The following is a 22814-nucleotide window of genomic DNA, read 5'->3' as shown; positions in this document are numbered from 1 at the left end:
GTCGATCAATCTATTTTAGCAGGTTTTCATTAGCTAAATCAATTGGATGGCCAAAATAAGAAAAACGTACCGCTTTGGGCAGTACGTTTTTCAAATTCATGTTGTAAAAGGTTCACCTGGCGTCGCCTCTTCAGCAAGGACCAATATCCCTTTTTCAACAGGAGCATCTGGAATGCCAAGCTCTTTCGCTGAACAGATCATGCCGGAGGAAGCGACACCTCTTAACTCAGCATCTCTAATGACCATTCCTGAAGGCATAACAGCCCCCACTTTTGCTACGACGACTTTTTGGCCTTCTTCAACGTTCGGTGCTCCGCAAACAATTTGCAATGTTTCATTCCCGACATCGACTTTACAGACACTTAATTTATCCGCATTCGGATGCTTCTCTTTTTCTACGACGTGCCCGACTACGAACTTCGGCGTCAAATCGACAGTAAGTTCGAACTCCACGTCATTCGCCTTAAGCGCTTCTTGCAACTGTACGACGATTTCCTCTGTCGTTTCAACTTGTCCAACGACTTCGGTTTTCACATAGTTCGAAGCATTGAAGACGTTAAACCCAACAACTTTATCCGTTGCCGCGTCTTTAATAAGTGCAATATCATTCTTCTTTTCAACTTCCCTATTTTCAGGGCGTTCAGTCGTCAATTGAACGAGAAGTACATCGCCCACTGCTTTTTGATTGTAAAATATATTCATTTCTTTTTTCCTTCCTTTCGAGCAACCCGATTTTTAGCCATAATGAAAATCGGTTCCAATTTACCATCTTCATAAATAAATGACAAGGAGGTGACCGGAACCGTACCGACTGTGAAAAATTGCATTGTCATTTGTGCAAGTACGTCATATCCCGTATCATTTCGAATATCGCCTATAATTAAGACGTCCTGATGGGGAACTGAAACGGTCATATGACCTTCGATTTTCGCTTCCATTTCCTTTAAGAATGTTTGGTTCAATATTCGACTTGCATCATAGCCATCATTATTATTTAGGAAATAAAATAGATTTCCCGCAACTTCATCCTGTTTCATAGTTGTCGGCAATGATCTTACCTTGAACATGGCAGATTCCATTATTTCTGTCTCTGTCATGCCGATCGATTCGAGCATTGATTCATCGATAAGACGGTATGTAGTACCTAAGTCCAAAGCATAAAAAATTCTTGTTTCGGCTGTATGGTCTTTCACAATAAAACGATTTCCCGCTTTTGACGTTTGCGGGAAGGAGGTCGAACGGATGACCGGGTAGATTGTATTAGCTTTCACGAATCCTTCTGACTGTTCTTTCTCCATTGCGTTGAAGGTTTCGCGTACCGTGTAGACGACTTCATTAATAGCAGCGTCTTTTTTTGTTTCATATTTTGCAAGAATTTCCGGCAAGGAAATATCTATCCCTCTTTTTAGAATGGAATGCTCCAAACGGACTTTATCGGTTTTTCGATCGAAACGCCATTGCAAATGTTCGGATGGTAGCTGTTCTTTCAAAAGTTCCACTAATTGTTGTGAATTCATGCCCTTCACCCTTTCTTCAAAAATAAACGGCCGCTCGCCGCAATTGCGCCGGGTGACCGAATCGTCATTGACTATAGGCGTTATTGGATGGAACGTACAATTTCCATCATTTTACCTATATTCGCTTCACTATTATTGACTTTCGTAATTGTTGTCATTTTAACACCACCGACACTTGCAATGAGCTCAACCTGATCTTCACTTTTTTTAGTAATCGATGCAAACCCGAAATACCCATCGTCATCGGTGAACACTTCTACAAATCGCTCTTCATCTTCTGTTTGTTTCAACAAGTCGTAAAAGAGTCTGCTATCCTTCTCTTCATTCGGATTAATGAAAAGGAGGAACGTATCATTGCCTTTTTTCATAACAATATTTTGGGCATCGGATTTCTCCTCAATCGTAAATCCAGTCGGTTTGTACAATGAAACGCCTTGAACTTCTTCATTCACATGTTGTTTTTGCAATTGAAAAGCTTCTGTTGCCGCTACAATGCCACCTTTCGCATGATCCTCGAAAGTTTTGCCACATGCGGCTAATGCAGTTATGGATAGGAGTGCCAAGAATAAAAATTTCCATAAACGGACCATTCTGCTTCCTCCAATTGTACAGTTTTATTCAAATACCGTTACCTATTTTAAAGATAATCGCGCCTTTATGCAAATTAACCGTTTTCGAAGTATTTTAATTGACCAATCAATAATTGCATAACATGTTCAAATAACTTGTCGCGAGTGATTGTCTGTGCAGTGAACATCCCGATTGCACCTTCGTTATTTCGAATTCCATTCACTTTGAAATATTCATCGACGACAACTCCGAGCTCTCGTCCTTTATTTATTTCAGAAGCAATCTCTTCTGGCAAAGGAATTTGAGCTCCTCCGGCTGTAAATGTTTTTCCTGAAGGCATTGCGAGAGCGCCCCAGTTACAAACGAACATTTCATCTCCAACAATTCGCACCCCACCTTCTAAGCCAATACCGATTGCACCAATTTGTTTATTCGCTGAACGTGTTGCACGGTTCAATGCTCCAGTTCTTGTTTCCTCGTCGCCAAAAGGCTGATTGTTCACACCGGATGGAACGTTTACTTCGAATAATTCGCTTCCGGGAAAATGGCTTTCGATCACCGCTCGTGCCGCTTTCACTTTCGCTTGGTTTGTAGAACCAATGATGAATTTCATGCTGTTCTCCTCTCTAGTCGTAAAAAAGCCACCCTTTTTGAAAGGATGGCCGTATTTATTACTCATTATTAGCGTCTAGACTCCAGGCGCTAGCTGCTCGGGTCATAAGCCAAAGCTACTGCGTGGAAAAGACCGCCACTACGTATCTATGTCTTATGCCTGTCGCAGCTATCAAGCGCCCTCCGCTTTTGTTTAAACATTGCTTTTTATTGTTTCAACGGTTGTTTTATCGCAAGCTTTCACTAATTTGACGAGAAGCTCTTTCGCTGCAGCATAATCATCAGTATGAATAATGGAAGCAGACGTATGGATGTAACGTGAGCAAATTCCGATGACCGCGCTTGGAACACCTTCATTTGAAATATGAACTTGTCCAGCGTCCGTTCCACCCATGGAGACGAAATATTGGTATGGAATATTATTCGATTCTGCCGTATCGAGGATGAATTCGCGCATACCGCGGTGCGTCACCATCGAACGATCGAAAATGCGTAGCAATGTTCCTTTACCAAGCTGACCAAATTCATTTTTATTGCCAGAAGCATCGTTCGCTGGGCTCGCATCCAAAGCGAAGAACAAGTCAGGATTAATCATTCGGGCAGCAGCCTGCGCTCCTCGTAATCCAACTTCCTCCATTACGTTTGCTCCGGAGTAAAGGGTATTCGGTAGCGTTTCCCCATGAACTTCTTTCAATAGCTCAATCGCTAAACCACAACCGTAGCGGTTATCCCAAGCTTTCGCCAAAATTTTCTTGTCATTCGCCATCGGTGTAAATGGGCAGATTGGCACGATTTGCTGGCCTGGGCGAATGCCGATTCTTTTCGCGTCTTCTTTATCATCTGCGCCAATATCAATAAGCATATTTTTAATGTCCATCGGTTTGTTTCGAATTTCATCACTTAGTAAATGTGGCGGAATGGAGCCGATAACTCCAATGACCGGTCCTTCGTCTGTAATAATTTGGACCCTTTGCGCTAGCAGCACTTGGTTCCACCATCCTCCTAGCGGCTGGAAGCGAAGCATGCCGTTATCGGTAATTGCAGTGACCATGAAGCCTACTTCATCCATATGTCCAGCAACCATGATGCGTGGGCCGTTCTCAGGGCCTTTCCGAACTCCGAAGATTCCTCCGAGGTTGTCCTGGATAATTTCATCGGAATATTTACCGAGCTCTTCCCGCATATAGTTGCGTACCATATGCTCATTCCCTGGTGCACCAGGCAATTCGGTCAACGTCTTGAACATCGTCATCGTTTCATTGTTCATAAGAAATTTCCCCCAATTCGATATATGTACTTCTTCTAGTATAGAGCACGTATTTAAAACTTTCCATCATAATATTTAGCTTTCCGAACTAATTTTCTAAGTGAGAGATTAAAAAAATGTGCAAGGGATAATCTTTCTATCCGTAGTTAAACATTTTTTTGAAATATGGTACACTTGGGGAAGATTGATGGAGGGGGTTTCACAGATATGAAAGTGAAAGATTTCGTAGCAGGAATTTTAACAGGTGTAGCTGCCGGAATTGTTGTCAATCAGGCAATTGGAAAGATGAACCCGAACACTCCGGCGGAACATGTCTTAGATGCAGTGAAGGATGCCTTTAAAAAAGAAGGTCCGATTGATGGTTCGTGGATTGTCATGAAGCCGGAACCATTTACAAACAATGTCCTGTCGATGGAAGTGTATCGTGGCGGAATTACAAGAATCCGGAACGGCGAACTGGAGCAATTTGAATTTGCGGCAAACGCGCAAACAGGCACTGTCGTTGAATTGGTTCAAAAGTAAAAAGCAAAAGGAACAAGTGAAAGAACATAAAAATGTTCTCCTCCACCTGTTCCTTTTTTATTATGCCTTATAATGTACATTCGACTGATTCAGTAACTTCTTTGCCGCTTTCATCCCACCGGACGAGACGATAAACCGCATCGTGATAAAAGATAAAACGATACCCGTTTGGTAACGCTTCATTCATAAGCTTTTCCTTCGCGAATATTGAAGTCATCGGGTAATCGTCGTAAGCTAACACCCATAACGGATTGCTATGGGCATGCGTCGGCATAATGTCACCCATATGCAAGATTGTTTCTCCGTTTTGGGTCAGTTTAATTACACTATGTCCGTCACTATGGCCTCCGGTATGGATCATTTCGATACCTGGCAAGACTTCCGCCTTACCTTCGAATGTCTTCACCTGATGCTGGATAGGCTCCCAATTCTCTTTCCAATATGCATTTCTCGAACGGATATTAGGATTCCTCATCTCATCCCATTCGACTTGTGAAACATGAATTTCCGCATTCGGAAAAACCGACACAAGCTCATTATCGTCCGCCCAAGCTGTCAATCCTGCAGCGTGGTCGTTATGCAAATGTGTCATAAGGACAATATCGATATCGGCAGGCGTCAGTCCGAGTTCCGTCAAACTTTCTTCCACTCTCGTTTCAGCACGGACACCTAGATTGCGTTTCTGCTTGTCCGATAGTTTCCCTTTTCCAATTCCTGAGTCTATGAGGATATGCTTCCCTTCGTAGGAAATGTATATAGGATCCGAACGTAGCTCTATTAAATTATTTTCATCGACTTCATATTTACGCGACCATAGCGCTTTTGGAACAACCCCAAACATCGTGCCGCCGTCGAGAAAGCTAACTCCCCCATCAAGCCAAACAAGTTTCATATCGTGAAAAGTATATGTATCCAAACAAAACATCCCCTTTCTCGCGCCTTAATTAGTGAACATTGCTTCCAAACGGTAGATTGGCTGCCCCTTCGCTGAAAACTTCTCTTCATATTCAGTCATAATATTGTCTTCAGGCATTTCCTCATGCAAGTCGAGTGACACGTCTTGCAGAATCATCCCGTAAGCTGACATGGATACGAGCGAGTACTCGAATAGCTTCCTGTTGTCAGTTTTGAAGTGGATTTCCCCATTTTTTCTCAGCACGGTCTCATAGCGGGCCAAAAATGATTCATGGGTCAATCGGCGTTTTGCATGGCGAGATTTCGGCCATGGATCAGAGAAGTTCAAGTAGATTCGGTCTAATTCTCCAGCTTGGAATAACCCCTCCAAATTCGCGCCATTAGCTCTTAGAAGTCTTAGGTTTGCAGGCTTTTCTGCCTCGATGACCTTTTCCAAAGCGGATACGATGACATTATCAAAATGTTCGATTCCGATATAGTTGACGTCTGGATTCGCTAGAGCCATTCCGATAATAAATTGCCCTTTACCTGTTCCGACTTCTACATGGATCGGATTTTCATTACCAAAGACTTTTTGCCAATCTTTTGCTGTTCCTTCATCTTCATGGATTAAGGCATCGGGATGCTCTGCCATGAAGTCTTTTGCCCACGGTTTATTGCGTAGCCGCATAATCATTACACTCATTTCTATTCATTAGTTTCATGTTGTCCTTGCTCTATCTGCTCTTCAAATAGCCTACTCACTGCAGTCGTTTGTCCAATATCCAATATCGATTGTGCAGCTTTAAATTGGTTAAACTTCATTGGTACTGTCGATTTCCGGATGGACGCGAACCAATCTTCGTACGTTCTTCGATCTATTATATGTGTATCAAAAGGAACCCCTGGATAGTCGATATAACCATTTCTTGAAATGACCATTTTCTTTATAGGGAAATCGACTTCTTTCGCCGCAAAAATCCCCGAAACTATTTTCTCCATCCTGGTCAACCCTATTAGGGGATTCAATACTCTAGATTCCATTTCCCCGTATTTCTTCGTCCAAAACCGATCTCCATCTCCGATAAATGCTGCGGCATTTTCCGCTTCCAACACCGTGATGCAAAAACATTCAATCGGAGTAATGAGAATAATGTCGAGTTCAACGGGTGCTTTTTTCACTTTCAAAATCGGATAATAGAACAGAAGATAGCTGTCAGGAAGTTGTTGGGTGAAGCTTCTGAGCAGTGAATCCCTCATAAAAGCCGCATCCAGATTGGATTTTTCCATCATTGTCGAGCTTGCCCATTTCAATTGAAAATGGAATAACTGGTCCAAATACAACTTTCGAAGCTCCATAACGGTTTCAGGATTGTAAATAATATGTGGATTAAAATCTAATCCATTTACATCATCTTGTCCATCATTGTTCGTCTCTAACAGCTCTTCTTCGTCTGCACGTCCTTTTCGACTGCCGAACAAACGGGTAAGAGGGGTGTACCATTTCCCCTCTTCGGCTTGCTCCTCAGTTTCTTCATGGATAGGCGTCCTATCAGAAAGGTCCACTCCATGCTCCCATTGAGTTTTCATCCGTTCCCATTGGGCGTTTTTCAATCGAATATATTGTGTCGGATAGCGTGATAGATCACTTTCGTAGCGAGATACATAATCAAGCAGTTTGACGAGTTGCGCCAATTTCATCCACTCCGATCAGTATGACAATGTTCTTCAATCACGCGCTACGGACAACGGAATCTGCCTCGCGAATGCTTCCTGTAGCTTTTTCGTTACGTCTCCTGGTGTACCAGAACCAACCGCTTTTCCGTCGATATTGACGACAGGAGTGATTTCGGATGTCGTTGACGTAATGAAAAACTCATCCATCTCATTCATCTCGTCGTGCGTAAATCCTCTCTCTTCAACAGAAATGCCTAACTCCTTGCAAAGCTCCAATACAACTCGTCTTGTAATTCCGTTCAAAATGAGATTCGTTGCAGGATGTGTAATAACTACCCCATCTTTCACACCGAATGCGTTGGAAGATGACCCTTCCGTCACAACTCCATCACGGATGAAGATTGCTTCTGTACAGTCCGCCTCGTGAGCTTCTTGTTTCGCAAGGACATTAGCCAGTAAGTTTAAGCTTTTAATATCGCAACGGAGCCAGCGGACATCTTCAACCGTTTTCACCGAAACGCCGCCTTCAATATTTTTTATAGGCCTTGGACTATGGATTGCGTAGCCGGTCACAACAGGCGTCACTGCAAGTTCAGGGAACTGATGAACCCGCGGAGATGCGCCGCGCGTAACTTGCATATAAACATGGCCAGTCTTAACATCGTTCGCCTTTACCAATTCCTTTGCAATGTCGATTAGCTGCTGTTCCGAATATGGAATTGCTAACTTAATTTTCGATGCACTTTGAAATAGCCTCTCGATATGTTCTTCAGCAGTAAACAGTTCACCGTCATACACTTTTACGACTTCATAAACCCCATCGCCAAAGTAATATCCTCTGTCATCTATCGAAATGTTCAAGCTATCCTTCTTTGTAAATTGGCCATCAATAAAATAAATTGTCATTTGTTTTCCCCTTCCCCTTCATTGGACGCTAAACGGCTAATTGCTTCCGTGTAAATAGCTGTCGCCTTTAATAAGTCCTCTATATATACATATTCATCCGCTTGGTGTGCGACATCTTCCCTTCCTGGGAAGAGCATGCCGAACGCGACTCCTTTATCAAGTACACGCGCATATGTGCCACCACCAATTGCCAATAGTTCAGCCTCTTCACCCGTATAAGACGTGTAAATCTTTTGCAAAGTTTGAATGAATGGGTCATTTGCATCGACATGATGCGGCTTCGAGTTGGACTTCACTTCCATAGTAAATGATGTCCCTTTCAGTCGATCGTTGCAAGTTCCAATTTTCTCGTCAAACGGATACGTGACGGAATATCGCATACTCACATGCACTTGGCCGCCTTCTTTTGGATTGAACGAAACGATACCTGCATTTAATGTCGTATCGCCGGACACTTCATCATTATAAGCTAATTCTAAATATCTTCCACGCGTTTCCGTTCCAAACGCGTCAACAATGAATTGGGTGAACTGCTTTGATTCACCTTCTACGAAGATTGTATTCAAGAATGACGCAAGGTGTACGGCTGCATTTACGCCGTTATCAGGTTCCATCGCATGCGCGGACTTGCCGCTCACGCGTATGACTGTAGTACTAGGCTCGTCTTCAAGAGCAGAAGCTGCGAAATCATATTTTTCCATAAAGCTGTTAAATTGCTCTTCGATTTCTGAAAGCGGTTTGCTAATAACTGCTTCTGCATGATCAGGAACCATATTCGTCCTGTCCCCCGATTTGAAATGAAGAAGCTGGTCATCCGCTTTTTCTACCTTTTGAGTAAAGACCAACGTCGAAATCCCTTTTTCAGCGTTGATGATTGGGAAGTCAGCGTCTGGAGCAAACCCGATTGTCGGCATCTCTTCCTTTTCAAAATACCTCTTCACACAGCGGAAGCCACTTTCTTCATCTGTTCCGATAATGAGCCGGACTCTCTTATGTAAAGGAATGCCAGCTTCTTTCACCAATTTCATCGCATGCCAAGCAGCGATTGTCGGCCCCTTATCATCAATTGCACCACGTCCGAACAATTTCCCGTCGTTCACAGTGCCGTCGAATGGGCCGTATGTCCAGTTTCCGCCAGCTGGTACAACATCAACATGACAAAGGATTCCGAGCAACTCATTCCCTTCACCCATTTCAATATGGCCAGCCATATTATCAATATTCTTCACAGTGAATCCTGCTTTTCTACCTTCCTCCAAAAGCCAATCGAGCGCTCGCTTCGGCTCTGGTCCGAACGGTGCATCTTCAGTCGCCAAGCTTTCATCAAGTACGGACGGAATGGCAACCAATTGTTTCAAATCATTAAGTAGAATGCTTTCTCTTCCTAACACTTTTTCTTCCCAATTCACCAATCCAAGCACCTCTTTCCTAATACCCTATTTTCACACGTTCAGCTAAGAAAATAAAGTGCTAAACGTTCTAACAAAAACTTTTACAAAAAATTCATGCACTATTAACAAAAATGAGTTATAATAATATTGTCAGAACATTGCATCTCGAGCAACATTCTGATGAAAGGAGTGCATTGTCGGGGGCTATTTCAACTAACCTAGGGTACATTCAACAGTCTCATGCCCATCGTTTTTGGAAAATGAAGATGAAGGAGTGGTTCCACAGTTGAATCCAGCTACTGGTCGTATGCTTACCCGCATCAAGGATGTCTATTTATATATCCTTGACAGGGGTATTGTCACAACGGAAAATGTCGTTGAAGAATTTGGCATTACAAACCGCACAGCGCAAAGGGACTTAAATGTCCTTGAATACAACGAGCTTATTACAAGCCCATCACGCGGAAAATGGACGACAACTAAGAAAAAAGTTAAATTACCCTCGTAACAAAAGCGGAGGGTGGCGGTTAACTGTGACAGGCATAAGGCGGATTCGCAAAACGGCGAACTTTGCCGTGCAGCGATGCTGACTTATGACCCGAGCAGTTGCCACCCGTAGCTAGATGACACTTCAATTACGAAAAAAGCTGAACCCCATTTAGGTTCAGCCTTTTTCATTGCGGAGCATCGCGACTTCGTCTTCAGTCAACTCCCTGTATTCCCCTAATCGTAATGATTCATCTAGCTCCAACGGTCCCATCGACAAACGCTTCAAGTAGACGACCCTCTTTCCTACCGCTTCGAACATCCGCTTCACTTGATGGAACTTCCCTTCAGTAATCGTCAGCTCAATTTCCGACGTATCACCTGAATGTAAGATGCGAAGCTGCCCTGGCTTTGTGAAATAGCCGTCGTCCAACGTTAACCCTTCTGCAAACCTTTCGATATCCGTTTCATCGACCGGACTATTAATATGGGCGTAATACGTCTTTGGAACTTCCTTTTTTGGTGATAATAATTCATGCGCAAGTTTGCCGTCATTCGTAATTAATAAAAACCCTTCCGTATCTTTATCGAGTCTCCCTACTGGGAACGGTTCGAAATGTCGATGTTCCCCATCCAGCAGATCGATAACAGTACGGTCTCTGTCATCCTCCGTCGCGGAGATGACGCCTTGTGGTTTATTTAACATCAAATAGATGAATTCCTTATAGACAACCCGTTCACCGAGGATTGTTACTTCATCCTTTTCCGGATCTACATGAAGCGCCGCGTCTTTTACCGGTTCGGCATTCACACGTACCGCGCCTTTCTTCAATAGCTGACGTACTTCCTTGCGGGATCCATATCCCATATTTGCCAATAATTTATCGAGACGCATCGTTTACCCTCCAAAACCAAACTTCTTTGTAATCCTCGTCAATCGGTCGCCGAACAACTTTTGCGCTAGTCCCGATTTCAACGAAAGCGCTCCGTATACAACTACTCCTACGAACGCACAAATCATAACATAAAGGAACGCCTGCATCTTACCGTCAACAGGGCTGATAGCAAGCAAACCTTTCAACGTAAAGTGAACAGCGATGAACATAATTACATTAAAAATACCGATGAGAATCAGTCGCCTGAACACCATATTCGAACGGTAATGAAGAACTCTTGAAATAACATAAATATTAATACCTACAGCAATTGCATATCCGATCGCCGTAGCAGCAATCGCCCCGTTCACTTGAAAAAGCTTAATGAGCGGGATATTCAAAATCATTTTGAATAATAGTCCCGTCAGTGAAGTGAAAACAATCCATTTATGTCTATCAATTCCTTGGAGGATTGCTGCAGTCACTGAGTAAAGGCCGAACAGTATTGCGACGGGTGCATATGACGCTAATATACCCGAACCGACAAGACTTTTACTGTAAAGGAATGTATAGATTTCATTCGAAAGGACGATTAGTCCAAGAACCATTGGAACGGTTAAATAGAGCATGATTTGAAATGTCTGGTCCAATGAACGCGTTATGCCCTTCTGATCGTTCTTCGTATAATAGCCCGTAATGACTGGAATGAGCGCCATTGAAAATCCTGTCGCGACCATAACTGGAATCATAACGACTTTATGGGTGAGAAAGTTTAGCATCGTTAAATAAACATCCGTTACTGCATCGAGTCCGATAGAGTACATCGCACCATTGAACGTGATCATATCAATAAATTGATATAAAGGATTGATAACACCGACGAGGACAAACGGAATCGTATACCCAATTACTTCTTTATACATATCGAGAAAAGTGACATTGCTAGCAGGTGGACTACTTTCATAAAGCTTGCTGAATTCCGGTTTGTACTTCATCCAATATCGATATAGGACGACGAGACCGGCAAGCGCACCGATGAATGCTGCAAACACAGCGAAATTCACCGCTGTCCGTGGAGACAGATCTAACACATTTACTACGATAAAACCGCCGATAAGAACTACCAGTATTCTGACAATCTGCTCGACAAGTTGCGAGACGGATGTCGGCTCGAATTTCTGGTTCCCTTGCAAATATCCGCGAACGATGCTCATTAATGGAACTGCCAGCAACGCAAAGCTAACCCAGCGAATGACAGATGTAATTTCTTCAATAGTGAAAATCTGATCATCGCTTTTCCGTACGAGATGGGCAATCGGTTCCGCCATGAAAAAGAGAACCAAAAACGATAGGACGCCCGACAGCAACATAATAAGCATCCCAGATTTCATTAACTTCCGGCCCGTTGCATAATCGCCCATCGCATTATATTTTGATATGAATTTTGATATCGCAAGCGGCGCTCCAGAAATTGCAACCGCCAAAGCTAAATTGTATGGGATATAAGCGTATTGATACAAACCAATATTCTCTTCCCCTACAATTGCATAAAATGGAATGACGTACAAAAGACCGAGCGCTTTCGATAAAAACAGGCCGATCGTTAAAATAGCCGTGCCTTTCACAAGGTTTGATGACATATTTGATCCTTCCAATCTTAAGAACTGCTCAACAAAGCTACTAACTAGTTTACCCCCCGGCGGGACTTTTCACAATGATTAACGAGCTTATCCATGTATAATGAAGAAAAACTGAAAGTGTGGTTCCATATATGTATGACGTCATAATCATCGGCGGGGGTCCCTCTGGACTGATGGCCTCGATCGCTGCAGCTGAAAACGGAAGAAAAGTCCTTCTTCTAGATAAAGGGAAAAAGCTTGGAAATAAACTATCCATCTCTGGCGGTGGACGGTGTAATGTAACGAACCGTTTGCCTTTGGAAGAAATCGTGAAAAACATCCCTGGCAATGGACGGTTTTTATACGGCCCATTTTCCGTCTTCAATAACGAGGATATCATTGCATTTTTTGAAGGGCTAGGCGTTCCATTGAAAGAAGAGGATCATGGCCGAATGTTCCCTGTCTCGAATAAATCGAAGGACGTCGTCAATGCGTTGCTTTCAGAAATGGATCGGTTACATGTAGAAGTAAGGTTGTCGACACGTGTGAAAAAATTATTAATGGACGATGAGCGGATTTTAGGCGTACGACTAGAAGACGGTGAAGAAATTCGTTCGAAGGCGGTCGTTGTCGCAGTAGGTGGAAAGGCAGTTCCGCAAACCGGAAGTACTGGTGACGGATACCCGTGGGCGGAAAAGGCAGGCCATACTGTGACGGACCTGTATCCTACAGAGGTGCCGTTATTATCGGACGAGCCTTTTATCCATACGAATGAATTGCAAGGACTGGCGTTGCGCGATGTGGCTGTTTCCGTTTTAAATGCGAAAGGAAAAACGCTAATTACCCATCAGATGGATATGCTATTCACCCATTTCGGGTTAAGCGGTCCCGCGATTTTACGATGCAGCCAGTTTGTAGTAAAGGAGCAGATGAAAAACGGCAAACAGCCGGTCGATATGCGTATTGACTCGTTGCCATCGATGAATGAGGAAAAGGCTTTCCAAATGATTCAAGCGATGTTGAAAGAAGATCCTAAAAAAGCTGTTAAAAACAGCTTGAAAGGTCTTGCGCCGGAGCGGTGGCTGTTATTTTTATTTGATAGAGCAGGAATCGACCAAGCCGATATCGGTGCTGGCTTATCCAATGAAAAGATTCGCAAGCTTGCGGGATTGCTGAAAGGGTTCCCGATGACTGTAAATGGAACGCAACCGATTGAAAAAGCGTTCGTTACAGGCGGAGGCGTCTCAACGAAGGAGATTGAGCCGAAAACGATGGCATCGAGGAAAAAAGATGGGCTATATTTCTGCGGAGAGATTTTAGATATCCATGGCTATACGGGTGGATATAATATTACGTCCGCTCTCGTTACAGGACGAATCGCCGGAATGAATGCCGGAGCGTTTGCGAATGGTGAATAATAAATAAAAAAATCCGCGGAGAGGACGTATCCTTTTCCGCGGATTTCTTTATTTCCAATTAGATAGCTACGATGTTAACTAATCTGCCCGGAATTGCGATGACTTTTTTCAATTCTTTCCCGTCAATCCATTCCTTCACAGTTTCGTCAGCAAGAGCCACTTTTTCAAGCTCTTCTTTCGTAATGTCTTTAGCGACATCGATTTTCGCGCGGACTTTTCCGTTAATTTGAACCGCGACTTCGACTGTGTCATCGAATAGTTTCGACTCATCGTACGTCGGCCATGCGACATACGAAATCGTTTCATTATGGCCTAGCTTCTCCCATAGCTCTTCAGCTAGATGCGGAGTGATTGGTGAAATCATAATGACGAAGCCTTCGACGAATTCTTTTGGAATTGAGTCGGCTTTATAAGCTTCATTGATGAACACCATCATTTGTGAAATGGCAGTGTTGTTGCGCATTCCTTCAAAGTCTTCCGTCACTTTCTTCACGGTTTGGTGGTACACCTTTTCAAGCGTCCCGCCTGGCTCTCCGCCAATTTTCGAGCTTAGCGTTCCGTCTTCATTGACGAATAGACGCCAAATGCGATCTAAGAAACGACGGGATCCATCTAAGCCGTTTGTCGACCATTCTTTTGAAGCTTCAAGCGGTCCCATGAACATTTCGTATAAACGAAGTGTATCTGCACCGTGTGAATGAACGATGTCGTCAGGATTAATGACGTTGCCAAGCGACTTGGACATTTTCACATGGCCTTCTCCAAGAATCATTCCTTGGTTGAACAACTTCTGGAATGGCTCTTTCGTCGGGACAACTCCGATATCGTAAAGCACTTTATGCCAGAAGCGCGCATATAGAAGGTGAAGTACCGCATGCTCTGCGCCACCGACGTAAATGTCGACCGGTAACCAACGTTCTGCAAGTTTCGGATCAATTAGCATCTCGTCATTATCCGGATCGATATAGCGCAAGTAGTACCAGCAGCTTCCTGCCCATTGCGGCATCGTATTTGTTTCCCGGCGGCCTTTCATGCCGGTATCCGGATCGACGACATTAACCCACTCTTCAATATTCGCAAGTGGCGATTCGCCTGTTCCGCTCGGCTTGATGTTATCTGTCTTTGGTAACATTAACGGCAATTCAGATTCATCGACAGGAGTCATTGAGCCGTCTTCCCAATGGATGATCGGAATCGGTTCACCCCAATAACGCTGTCTGGAGAATAGCCAATCGCGTAAACGATACGTAATTTTCTTCTCGCCTTTACCATTTTCAACGAACCATGCAATCGCTTTTTCAATCGCTTCGTCTTTCCCTAGCCCGTTCAAGAAATCAGAGTTAATATGCTCGCCGTCGCCTGTATACGGTTCTTTTGAAATATCTCCGCCCGCAACAACTTCAACGATTGGCAAATCAAATTCTTTTGCAAACTCGTAATCGCGTTCGTCATGGGCAGGAACCGCCATAATTGCGCCCGTTCCATAGCTTGCAAGGACATAATCCGCAATCCAGATCGGCATTTTTTCACCGCTTGCAGGATTAATTGCGTAAGCGCCAGTGAACACGCCCGTCTTCTCTTTCGCAAGATCAGTACGCTCTAAGTCGCTTTTCGTTTTCACTTTATCGAGATACGCTTCAACAGCTTTCTTTTGCTCTGCTGTCGTAATTTGTTCAACTAGCTTGTGCTCAGGAGCAAGGACAGCATACGTCGCACCGAAGATTGTATCCGGGCGTGTCGTGAATGCTTGGAATGAAAGATCCGTTCCGTCAATGTCAAACGTCAACTGAGCACCTTCAGAGCGTCCAATCCAGTTGCGCTGCATATCTTTCAAGCTTTCTGGCCAATCAAGTTCGTCAAGATCCTCAAGCAAACGATCTGCATATTCCGTTATGCGCAATACCCATTGGCGCATCGGACGGCGTTCAACCGGATGACCGCCACGCTCAGACTTACCGTCGATTACTTCCTCGTTCGCAAGGACTGTTCCAAGTGCCGGACACCAGTTGACAGGCACTTCATCGATGTACGCCAAGCCCTTTTTATACAATTGGATGAATATCCATTGCGTCCATTTATAATATTTCGGATCTGTCGTATTCACTTCACGATCCCAGTCGTAAGAAAAACCTAGATCGTTCATTTGACGCTTGAACGTCGCGATATTTTTCGCAGTGAATTCCGCCGGGTCATTCCCCGTATCGATCGCATATTGTTCAGCCGGCAATCCGAAAGCATCCCATCCCATCGGGTGAAGGACATTATAGCCTTGCTTCCGTTTGAATGAACTTAAAATATCTGTCGCGATATACCCTAGTGGATGACCAACGTGAAGCCCTGCTCCAGAAGGATATGGGAACATATCGAGCGCATAGAACTTCGGCTTCGAATCGTCGTTGACCATTTTGTACGTCTTATTGTCGTTCCAATATTGTTGCCATTTCTTTTCAATCTCTACATGCTTATAACTCATCTTTGTTCATTCCTTCCATTACATTCAAATCGCGTTTTTGCGGAAATAAAAAACTCTCGTCCCTTAAAAGATAAGGGACGAGAGGTATATGTACTCCCGCGGTGCCACCCAAATTGACGGCAATGCCGCCCAACTTGTTTCCTTAACGCGGAAAACGGCACTGGCTACTTTTCATTCACCGATGCAGGCTCAAAGGCGAGTTCACCGTAGTCGTACAGGCTTGCACCAAACCGCCTGCTCTCTTCAACCGACCGGACCGATTACTATTCCTCATCAACGCCAACGCTATTTGAATTCAGTTTATTGTAGTGTACCCGAAAGTGTTACATTTTACAACTCCATGAATTTAATAGATTAAAAAATACCAAGTCCATAAGTGAGGACTTGGTATGTGACAATCAATTAATATTCACTTTCAATTCCGCTTCTGTCGAATTAATAACGTCTTCAACTGTAAATCCTTCGAATACTTCTTTCAATTCTAATCCGTCCGGTGTCACGTCGATTAGGGCACGTTCCGTAATAATTTTATGAACGACGCCTTTTCCTGTCAACGGCAATGTGCATTCTTTCTTAATCTTTGGAGAGCCGTCTTTCGCGACGTGGTCCATAATGACGATGATCTTTTTAGCGCCATGTACGAGGTCCATCGCCCCGCCCATTCCTTTGATCATCTTTCCTGGAATCATCCAGTTCGCCAAGTCTCCTTTTTCGGACACTTCCATGCCGCCAAGGATCGCCACATCGACATGGCCTCCGCGGATCATCGCGAACGATTCTGCACTATCGAAAAATGCGGATCCTGGGATTGTCGTTACCGTTTCTTTGCCCGCATTAATCAAATCAGGATCGACTTCGTCTTCCGTCGGATATGGACCGATACCAAGGAGGCCGTTTTCCGACTGAAGCACAACCGTCTTGTCTTCTGAGATATAGTTAGCGACCAATGTCGGCATTCCAATGCCAAGGTTTACGTAATCGCCGTCATTGATTTCCTTTTCAGCACGCCTAGCAATTCTCTCTCTGAAATTCATTGTGAACATCCCCTTCCCTTATCGAGTCGTTAATCGCTCTATTCGTTTTTCCTGTTCCGCTTGTAAAAGGCCTTGCACGTAGATGCTCGGTGTATGAATTGTTGCCGGGTCAAGATCCCCTGTCTCAACGATTTCTTCCACTTCTGCAATTGTAATCTTTCCTGCCGCCGCCATCATCGGATTGAAGTTTTGGGCAGTCTTGTTATAAATCAAGTTTCCAATTTTATCCGCTTTCGCTGCCCGAATCAGTGCAAAATCAGCGACGAGCGCTTCTTCAAGGACATATTCCTTACCGTTAAACACTCTTATTTCTTTTCCGTCCGCTACTGTCGTTCCTACTCCAGCCGGTGTGTAAAATGCAGGAATTCCTGCGCCGCCAGCACGAATCTTTTCAGCGAGTGTGCCTTGTGGAGTCAGTTCGACTTCGATTTCGCCTGATAACACTTGGCGTTCGAATTCCCTGTTTTCTCCTACATACGAACCAATCATCTTTTTAATCTGCTTTTCTTTCAATAATAGGCCGAGACCCCATTCGTCCACTCCACAATTATTCGAAATAATCGTCAAATCTTTAACGCCTTTTTCGACGAGTGCCAAAATGAGTTGCTCCGGGATTCCGACAAGTCCGAAGCCTCCAACCATTATCGTGGAGCCGTCTTCAATTTGCGAAATCGCTTCCATTGCTGTTGTATAAATCGGTTTCATCTAACATTCCCCCTTTAAATCCTTTAGAAAAAACAACTACCTACTATTCATTTAATCAAACTATTGGTCTAGACGCAATCTCGGACAACTAAAAAAACCGTAAAGCCCTATTGGACTTCCGGTTTTTGTCCCCTTTTCAATGGCCAGTCATATAGAAGTGTCGTGACGATTGTAATAGCCATGAGGCTCGTCAAAAGCAAAAGCATCATTTTCATGCCATAAATTTCAACGAGGATTCCCCCTGCCAAAGGACCAATCATCCGACCAACTGTCGCTGCGGAGTTGACGACACCTTGGTAAAATCCATTTCTTCCTTTAGGTGCAAGCTTACTAGCCAAAGTTGGAATAGCCGGCCAAACAATCATTTCTCCGAATGTGAGAATGACCATTGACACGATAAACATTTTAAAAGAGCCTGCAAAACTGACAACGATGAAAGAGATGATAAAAATGACCGTTCCAATGACCATCTGTGCTTTCAATTGCTTCTCAAGTCGCTTAATGAGCGGTTTAATGAGAGGTTGTCCAATAACGATAAGCAATCCATTAACCGTCCAAATGAAACTATATTCCCGTAGTGTCACGCCAAGCGATAATGCATGAGTGGATATCGTCGTTGACCATTGGGTATATACGAGCCACGTAATCAAATAACCACTGACTAAAATGAGCAATGCATAAAACGGTGCTTTATTGTTGATCCGTGTTGTCTCACGGATAACGTCTGTATGACGACCAGGCGTAATTTCCAGCTTTTTGTACCAAAAATAGACAATGAAAAGAAAAATAACATAAAAGATCAAGTTCGCTGAGAAAATATAATCGATTTGAACGGAGGCAATTAAACCTGCAAGCGCGGGTCCAATCGCGACACCGACGTTCTGTGCTAAATAGATCGAGTTAAATGCCTTCCTGCCGCCTTCAGGCCAAATGGATCCAACCATCGCATACATGCTCGGAAATATAATACCACCGCTAAATCCTAACACCGTAAGCAAAATAATATATGGATACCAATCATGATCGTACACAAGATAAGCGAGCGCTAAAATCGAAATAATGACACCAACCATAATTGACTTATAGCCACCGATTCTGTCGAATAAAAAACCGCCAAGCAAATTCCCAGCGACACCAGCACCGGCATTCGCCATTAAAACAAGTCCAGCTACCGCCAACGATTTTCCGAGGTATTCATGCATATAGATCGTATTTAAAGGCCAGAGGAATGAGTTTCCAATTACGTTTACAAACATTCCTATAATTAACAACCAAACTTTATGAGGTATTTCCATTTTAAGCATTACTATTGTCTCCAATCTCTATGAACCATAAGAAAAAGCCATTTCGAGTGTATGCCTTTTCCTTAGTTCAGACAACAAAAACGAAATATGTTCCACAATTCAGATGACACTGATCGAATTCGACGTGGTACAATGTACTGTTAGAGGAGTTGAAATTAATGAATGAATTTATATACCCGTTTCCAACAGAAGGGAAACGGTATCATACATGGTCACGACATTTAAAAGACGAATTTGGAATGAAAATATTTAAAGTTTCACTAGATGCTGGATTTGATTGTCCGAATCGCGACGGTACAGTCGCTTACGGGGGTTGCACGTTTTGCAGTGTCGCGGGTTCTGGAGATTTTGCAGGAGACCGTGCAAAACCAATCGAAGTCCAATTTGCAGAAATCCGTGATAAGATGCACCAAAAATGGAAAGACGGTAAGTATATCGCGTATTTTCAAGCGTATACGAATACACATGCCCCGCTGCCCGTTTTAAAAGAGAAGTTCGAAGCGGCCCTTGCGCTACCAGGAGTCGTCGGCCTATCCATCGGTACACGTCCTGATTGCCTGCCCGATGATGTTGTCGACTATTTAGCCGAGCTACATGAACGAACATATTTGTGGGTTGAGTTAGGTTTGCAAACTGTACATGAACAAACCGCTAAATTGGTAAACCGAGCCCACGATTTCAAGACGTACGTGGAAGGTGTAGAGAAATTGCGGAAGCACGGTATCCGTGTCTGTACCCACATCATAAACGGAATGCCGCTTGAAAATCTAGAAATGATGATGGAAACAGCTAGAGAAGTCGCGAAGCTTGATGTGCAAGGCATTAAGATTCATTTATTGCATCTACTGAAAGGTACGCCGATGGTTAGACAGTACGAAAAGGGAATGCTGGAGTTCCTTGAAATGGATGAATATATTAACCTCGTCGTTGATCAGCTTGAAATTTTACCGCCTGAGATGATTGTCCATAGAATTACCGGAGACGGTCCGCTCGATTTAATGATTGGACCGATGTGGAGCGCATCAAAATGGGATGTGCTTAACGGCATCGACAATGAACTGAAGCGCCGAGACAGCTATCAAGGAAAGTTTTACGTAAAGGCGGTTGAGCGGTTATGAGTGAGATTTTATTACACAGGGTTTTGCCTTTTTCGAAACGGCTCATTAGTCAAACTGTTTTGCCGGGCGAAACGGTCGTCGACGCAACTGCGGGAAACGGGAACGACACGTTATTTCTAGCGGAACTCGTAGGTGAAAAAGGGCGTGTCTTCGCTTTCGATATTCAGCAAGCAGCGCTCGAAGCAACTTCAAACAGATTGGACAAACTAAATGACCGTACGACATTGATTTTGGACAGCCATGCCAATGTCGATCAGTACATCGACAAGCCGATTGGTGGAGCGATGTTCAACTTAGGATATCTTCCATACAGCGATGATTTGTCCATTATTACAAAACCTGATTCTACGATCGAAGCGATTGAGAAGCTACTCGGCATGCTTAAAAAAGGTGGAATTATTACGGTGTCCGTCTATGATGGCCATGAAGGCGGAGTAGAAGAACGTGATGCATTGCTCGACTATGTAAAATCCCTCCACCAAGCCGATGTTCACGTCATCCGTTATGAATTACTCAACCAACGAAAAAATCCCCCATTTTTGATCGCAATCGAAAAAGTAAGGGATTTTGATGAAGTTGAACGGGTCGAGGAGTAAGAAAAAGCTTGGAACTGTTTTAGTTCCAAGCTTTTCTCATTCACTAATTTGACGTATATCTGCTACCGGACCAATCTTGCTAACGTCATCGCGATCCATTACGATAATAAGCTTTCTTGCTGTCTCTTCCGCACTGCTTAACTGCCCTTGCTGTTTGTAGTCTACAAAACGATTATGTAGCGGGAAATCATCAGCATTGCTCGCCCGAATTGTTGCCTGCATACTTGTGTCAATAATTCCTGGGGCAATCGAAATAATGCTAACCGGGTATTTAGCATTTTCCTGCTCCAACGATACGACACGAGAGAAATGATCGAGACCCGCTTTTGTTGTGCAATAAACGCCCCATCCTTCATACGGGTTTCTACCAGCCCCTGAAGAAATATTGACAACCTTTTTTTCGCCTTCAAAATTTTCAAGCGCTGAAATGAAAGTATTCGTAAGGATCATCGGAGCTGTTAAATTAACAGCAAGTGCTTCACTCAGCATCGTTTCGTCAATCGTTCCAACTAATCCAATCGGCTCAACTGTCCCCGCATTATTAACAAGTGTGAATGATTTCGCGATTGAAATGTTTTCTTCCACAATGCTACTAACAATTTCAGCTAAGTGATCAGTCTGTGAAAGATTGACAGTCAATATATCGTCATCTTTGTTTTCATTCGTCCTGGCGATGCCGATAACCTTGTCCCCTCTCGACTTCAACTGTCTCATCAATTCATAACCAATTCCTCTTGATGCACCCGTAACAATATAGACGTTCATCAGTCTTCCCCCTTCATATAAGCGTCGATTTCCGCCATCCATGATTCCTCTTGAAACTTATCTTCCCCGATTTTCACCTTTGCCGGAATCTCGAAATAAGCAATCCAAATGTACAATGCGATTGCAATAATAGCGATTAAACCGATAATCAGTCTTCTTTTCTCCATCTTCACTCCCCATTTCCACACGTTTTACATCAGTTTACCATGATGGATAGGAGTTTGGAGCATTTAATAAAGCCAATCCTCTCGAATACGAAAGGATTAGCAAACTAGTCATTCCAATATTTTAATTTTCACTTGTTTCCTTCCCCATTTATACGCATCGCTTTTACTTGGGAAAAAGACATCAATTTTATTTCCTTTAATCGCGCCGCCAGTATCGCCAGCAATAGCATACCCGTATCCTTCCACGTACACTTTCGTGCCTAACGGAATAACATCTGGATCGACAGCAATGACTTTCACATCGGGGTTACGCTTCAAATTGATGCCTGTAGAAGTAATGCCTGAACAGCCGTTGCAGTTCGCTGTATACGCACTTGCAGAAACCGTAAATTCCTTAACTACATTATCGTCGGATCGCGATGGTGTTTTAGTAACCTTTTTTGATGATGGTTTTGTATTAACGTTTGTATCGGTTTTAACGACCTTCAAATTTTGATTTGGATGAATGATGTTGGACTTAATATCATTCCATGTTTTTAATTCTTTCACAGTGATATTATGCGTTGCCGCAATACTATAAAGCGTATCACCTTTTTTGACCGTATACGTTGAAGAAGCTGCAAAACTTTCGGTCGTACTGCCGATCAATAAAACTACTGTAAAAATAAGCGTCACAATATGTTTTCTCAAGTTTTCTACTCCCCGCCTTTTTAGTCTACTCATAGATTAGCAGGGAAGTATTACACAGGTGTTACAGTTTGCATCCATTATCATTACAAAAGAAAAGTGAATATTACAATGAACGAATAGGGAAAAGTTGCTCTCGACAGCCTTTATTGAGCGTCAAGTAGAGAATTGTTACAATGTCGAACGCATCACACAGAATGGCACAACAATC

At 43.4% G+C, this 22814-nt stretch carries 24 protein-coding genes and 1 other annotated feature; of the genes, 5 read left to right on the top strand and 19 right to left on the bottom strand.

Going from position 1 to position 22814, the window contains the following annotated elements; all coding sequences use genetic code 11:
• Positions 1–96: 96 nt before the first annotated feature.
• From ytpR to QM454_RS11300, 5 genes are all read right to left on the bottom strand, one after another.
• Positions 97–702, bottom strand: a complete 606-nt coding sequence (ytpR, locus tag QM454_RS11320; RefSeq protein WP_432358038.1) for a YtpR family tRNA-binding protein — start codon at positions 700–702, stop codon at positions 97–99.
• Positions 699–1517 (bottom strand): DUF1444 domain-containing protein, encoded by an 819-nt coding sequence (locus tag QM454_RS11315; protein ID WP_432358036.1) that lies wholly within the window; start codon positions 1515–1517, stop codon positions 699–701. The genes ytpR and QM454_RS11315 overlap by 4 nt, the downstream gene beginning before the upstream one ends.
• An 80-nt stretch (positions 1518–1597) precedes the next feature.
• Positions 1598–2107 (bottom strand): hypothetical protein, encoded by a 510-nt coding sequence (locus tag QM454_RS11310; protein WP_432358034.1) that lies wholly within the window; start codon positions 2105–2107, stop codon positions 1598–1600.
• A gap of 74 nt (positions 2108–2181) precedes the next feature.
• Complete coding sequence (locus tag QM454_RS11305; protein WP_432358031.1) at positions 2182–2700, bottom strand: DUF84 family protein; 519 nt, start codon at positions 2698–2700, stop codon at positions 2182–2184.
• A gap of 192 nt (positions 2701–2892) precedes the next feature.
• On the bottom strand, positions 2893–3966 hold the full coding sequence (locus QM454_RS11300) for a M42 family metallopeptidase (RefSeq protein WP_432358029.1): 1074 nt from the start codon (positions 3964–3966) through the stop codon (positions 2893–2895).
• Positions 3967–4173: 207 nt separating this feature from the next.
• Here QM454_RS11300 and QM454_RS11295 point away from each other — a divergent pair, with 207 nt between their 5' ends.
• On the top strand, positions 4174–4488 hold the full coding sequence (locus QM454_RS11295) for a hypothetical protein (RefSeq protein WP_432358026.1): 315 nt from the start codon (positions 4174–4176) through the stop codon (positions 4486–4488).
• Positions 4489–4555: 67 nt separating this feature from the next.
• On the opposite strand, the gene QM454_RS11290 is transcribed toward QM454_RS11295, so the two are convergent.
• The 5 genes from QM454_RS11290 to pepV are packed head-to-tail and all read right to left on the bottom strand — an operon-like array spanning position 4556 to position 9374.
• The gene (locus QM454_RS11290; RefSeq protein ID WP_432358023.1) at positions 4556–5404 is read right to left on the bottom strand and encodes a YtnP family quorum-quenching lactonase; all 849 of its coding nucleotides are present in this window, start codon (positions 5402–5404) and stop codon (positions 4556–4558) included.
• 24 nt (positions 5405–5428) lie between these two features.
• On the bottom strand, positions 5429–6073 hold the full coding sequence (gene trmB / locus QM454_RS11285; protein WP_432358022.1) for a tRNA (guanosine(46)-N7)-methyltransferase TrmB: 645 nt from the start codon (positions 6071–6073) through the stop codon (positions 5429–5431).
• Positions 6074–6090: 17 nt separating this feature from the next.
• Complete coding sequence (locus QM454_RS11280; RefSeq protein ID WP_432358019.1) at positions 6091–7077, bottom strand: nuclease-related domain-containing protein; 987 nt, start codon at positions 7075–7077, stop codon at positions 6091–6093.
• A gap of 33 nt (positions 7078–7110) precedes the next feature.
• Positions 7111–7965, bottom strand: coding sequence for a D-amino-acid transaminase (dat, locus tag QM454_RS11275; protein ID WP_432358016.1), 855 nt, complete (start codon positions 7963–7965; stop codon positions 7111–7113).
• Entirely contained in the window at positions 7962–9374 is a 1413-nt protein-coding gene (pepV, locus tag QM454_RS11270; protein WP_432363971.1) for a dipeptidase PepV, read from the bottom strand. Before pepV ends, dat begins: the two co-directional genes overlap by 4 nt.
• A 268-nt stretch (positions 9375–9642) precedes the next feature.
• Between pepV and QM454_RS11265 the strand changes: the two genes are divergently transcribed.
• Positions 9643–9864: a DeoR family transcriptional regulator gene (locus QM454_RS11265; RefSeq protein WP_432358014.1), complete on the top strand. Its 222-nt coding sequence runs from the start codon at positions 9643–9645 to the stop codon at positions 9862–9864.
• Positions 9865–10020: 156 nt separating this feature from the next.
• Here the strand turns inward: QM454_RS11265 and QM454_RS11260 are convergent, their stop codons facing one another.
• Both QM454_RS11260 and QM454_RS11255 read right to left on the bottom strand, forming a co-directional pair.
• On the bottom strand, positions 10021–10737 hold the full coding sequence (locus QM454_RS11260; protein ID WP_432358013.1) for a pseudouridine synthase: 717 nt from the start codon (positions 10735–10737) through the stop codon (positions 10021–10023).
• Positions 10738–10740: 3 nt separating this feature from the next.
• Complete coding sequence (locus tag QM454_RS11255; RefSeq protein WP_432358010.1) at positions 10741–12357, bottom strand: putative polysaccharide biosynthesis protein; 1617 nt, start codon at positions 12355–12357, stop codon at positions 10741–10743.
• Between the two features lie 131 nt (positions 12358–12488).
• Between QM454_RS11255 and QM454_RS11250 the strand changes: the two genes are divergently transcribed.
• Positions 12489–13754: an NAD(P)/FAD-dependent oxidoreductase gene (locus QM454_RS11250; protein WP_432358007.1), complete on the top strand. Its 1266-nt coding sequence runs from the start codon at positions 12489–12491 to the stop codon at positions 13752–13754.
• Positions 13755–13812: 58 nt separating this feature from the next.
• Here QM454_RS11250 and leuS read toward each other — a convergent pair whose 3' ends face one another.
• The 4 genes from leuS to QM454_RS11230 form a co-directional block, all read right to left on the bottom strand.
• Positions 13813–16227, bottom strand: coding sequence for a leucine--tRNA ligase (gene leuS / locus QM454_RS11245; protein WP_432358006.1), 2415 nt, complete (start codon positions 16225–16227; stop codon positions 13813–13815).
• 70 nt (positions 16228–16297) lie between these two features.
• Positions 16298–16513 (bottom strand) — a binding site (T-box leader).
• A gap of 112 nt (positions 16514–16625) precedes the next feature.
• Positions 16626–17270, bottom strand: a complete 645-nt coding sequence (locus QM454_RS11240; protein ID WP_432358004.1) for a CoA transferase subunit B — start codon at positions 17268–17270, stop codon at positions 16626–16628.
• Between the two features lie 9 nt (positions 17271–17279).
• Positions 17280–17966: a CoA transferase subunit A gene (locus tag QM454_RS11235; protein WP_432358001.1), complete on the bottom strand. Its 687-nt coding sequence runs from the start codon at positions 17964–17966 to the stop codon at positions 17280–17282.
• 107 nt (positions 17967–18073) lie between these two features.
• Complete coding sequence (locus QM454_RS11230; protein WP_432363969.1) at positions 18074–19255, bottom strand: MDR family MFS transporter; 1182 nt, start codon at positions 19253–19255, stop codon at positions 18074–18076.
• Between the two features lie 173 nt (positions 19256–19428).
• On the opposite strand from QM454_RS11230, the gene QM454_RS11225 reads away from it, so the two are divergent.
• Together QM454_RS11225 and QM454_RS11220 are read left to right on the top strand one after the other, a co-directional pair.
• Positions 19429–20388 (top strand): TIGR01212 family radical SAM protein, encoded by a 960-nt coding sequence (locus tag QM454_RS11225; protein WP_432357998.1) that lies wholly within the window; start codon positions 19429–19431, stop codon positions 20386–20388.
• Complete coding sequence (locus QM454_RS11220) at positions 20385–20984, top strand: class I SAM-dependent methyltransferase (RefSeq protein WP_432357995.1); 600 nt, start codon at positions 20385–20387, stop codon at positions 20982–20984. Before QM454_RS11225 ends, QM454_RS11220 begins: the two co-directional genes overlap by 4 nt.
• 36 nt (positions 20985–21020) lie before the next feature.
• Here the strand turns inward: QM454_RS11220 and QM454_RS11215 are convergent, their stop codons facing one another.
• From QM454_RS11215 to QM454_RS11205, 3 genes are all read right to left on the bottom strand, one after another.
• On the bottom strand, positions 21021–21749 hold the full coding sequence (locus QM454_RS11215) for an SDR family NAD(P)-dependent oxidoreductase (protein ID WP_432357993.1): 729 nt from the start codon (positions 21747–21749) through the stop codon (positions 21021–21023).
• A complete protein-coding gene (locus QM454_RS11210; RefSeq protein WP_432357990.1) occupies positions 21749–21916 on the bottom strand; it encodes a hypothetical protein in 168 nt (55 codons plus the stop codon). Before QM454_RS11210 ends, QM454_RS11215 begins: the two co-directional genes overlap by 1 nt.
• Before the next feature lie 108 nt (positions 21917–22024).
• Positions 22025–22606, bottom strand: a complete 582-nt coding sequence (locus tag QM454_RS11205) for a 3D domain-containing protein (protein ID WP_432357987.1) — start codon at positions 22604–22606, stop codon at positions 22025–22027.
• Between the last annotated feature and the right edge of the window lie 208 nt (positions 22607–22814).

It is taken from the genome of Sporosarcina sp. UB5, assembly GCF_050859005.1.
Taxonomy (GTDB): Bacteria; Bacillota; Bacilli; order Bacillales_A; family Planococcaceae; genus Sporosarcina.
Note: the sequence above shows the minus strand (reverse complement) of the source record. Positions and strands in the feature narration are given on the sequence as shown.

Excerpts from the sequence above, each read along its gene's own strand:
- QM454_RS11220 (WP_432357995.1), top strand. The coding sequence starts at position 20,385 with ATGAGTGAGATTTTATTACACAGGGTTTTGCCTTTTTCGAAACGGCTC.
- QM454_RS11295 (WP_432358026.1), top strand. The coding sequence starts at position 4,174 with ATGAAAGTGAAAGATTTCGTAGCAGGAATTTTAACAGGTGTAGCTGCC.
- QM454_RS11215 (WP_432357993.1), bottom strand. The coding sequence starts at position 21,749 with ATGAACGTCTATATTGTTACGGGTGCATCAAGAGGAATTGGTTATGAA.
- trmB (WP_432358022.1), bottom strand. The coding sequence starts at position 6,073 with ATGCGGCTACGCAATAAACCGTGGGCAAAAGACTTCATGGCAGAGCAT.
- QM454_RS11210 (WP_432357990.1), bottom strand. The coding sequence starts at position 21,916 with ATGGAGAAAAGAAGACTGATTATCGGTTTAATCGCTATTATTGCAATC.
- QM454_RS11310 (WP_432358034.1), bottom strand. The coding sequence starts at position 2,107 with ATGGTCCGTTTATGGAAATTTTTATTCTTGGCACTCCTATCCATAACT.
- QM454_RS11305 (WP_432358031.1), bottom strand. The coding sequence starts at position 2,700 with ATGAAATTCATCATTGGTTCTACAAACCAAGCGAAAGTGAAAGCGGCA.
- QM454_RS11240 (WP_432358004.1), bottom strand. The coding sequence starts at position 17,270 with ATGTTCACAATGAATTTCAGAGAGAGAATTGCTAGGCGTGCTGAAAAG.
- ytpR (WP_432358038.1), bottom strand. The coding sequence starts at position 702 with ATGAATATATTTTACAATCAAAAAGCAGTGGGCGATGTACTTCTCGTT.
- QM454_RS11235 (WP_432358001.1), bottom strand. The coding sequence starts at position 17,966 with ATGAAACCGATTTATACAACAGCAATGGAAGCGATTTCGCAAATTGAA.
- QM454_RS11225 (WP_432357998.1), top strand. The coding sequence starts at position 19,429 with ATGAATGAATTTATATACCCGTTTCCAACAGAAGGGAAACGGTATCAT.
- QM454_RS11250 (WP_432358007.1), top strand. The coding sequence starts at position 12,489 with ATGTATGACGTCATAATCATCGGCGGGGGTCCCTCTGGACTGATGGCC.
- QM454_RS11255 (WP_432358010.1), bottom strand. The coding sequence starts at position 12,357 with ATGTCATCAAACCTTGTGAAAGGCACGGCTATTTTAACGATCGGCCTG.
- QM454_RS11260 (WP_432358013.1), bottom strand. The coding sequence starts at position 10,737 with ATGCGTCTCGATAAATTATTGGCAAATATGGGATATGGATCCCGCAAG.
- QM454_RS11315 (WP_432358036.1), bottom strand. The coding sequence starts at position 1,517 with ATGAATTCACAACAATTAGTGGAACTTTTGAAAGAACAGCTACCATCC.
- leuS (WP_432358006.1), bottom strand. The coding sequence starts at position 16,227 with ATGAGTTATAAGCATGTAGAGATTGAAAAGAAATGGCAACAATATTGG.
- dat (WP_432358016.1), bottom strand. The coding sequence starts at position 7,965 with ATGACAATTTATTTTATTGATGGCCAATTTACAAAGAAGGATAGCTTG.
- QM454_RS11300 (WP_432358029.1), bottom strand. The coding sequence starts at position 3,966 with ATGAACAATGAAACGATGACGATGTTCAAGACGTTGACCGAATTGCCT.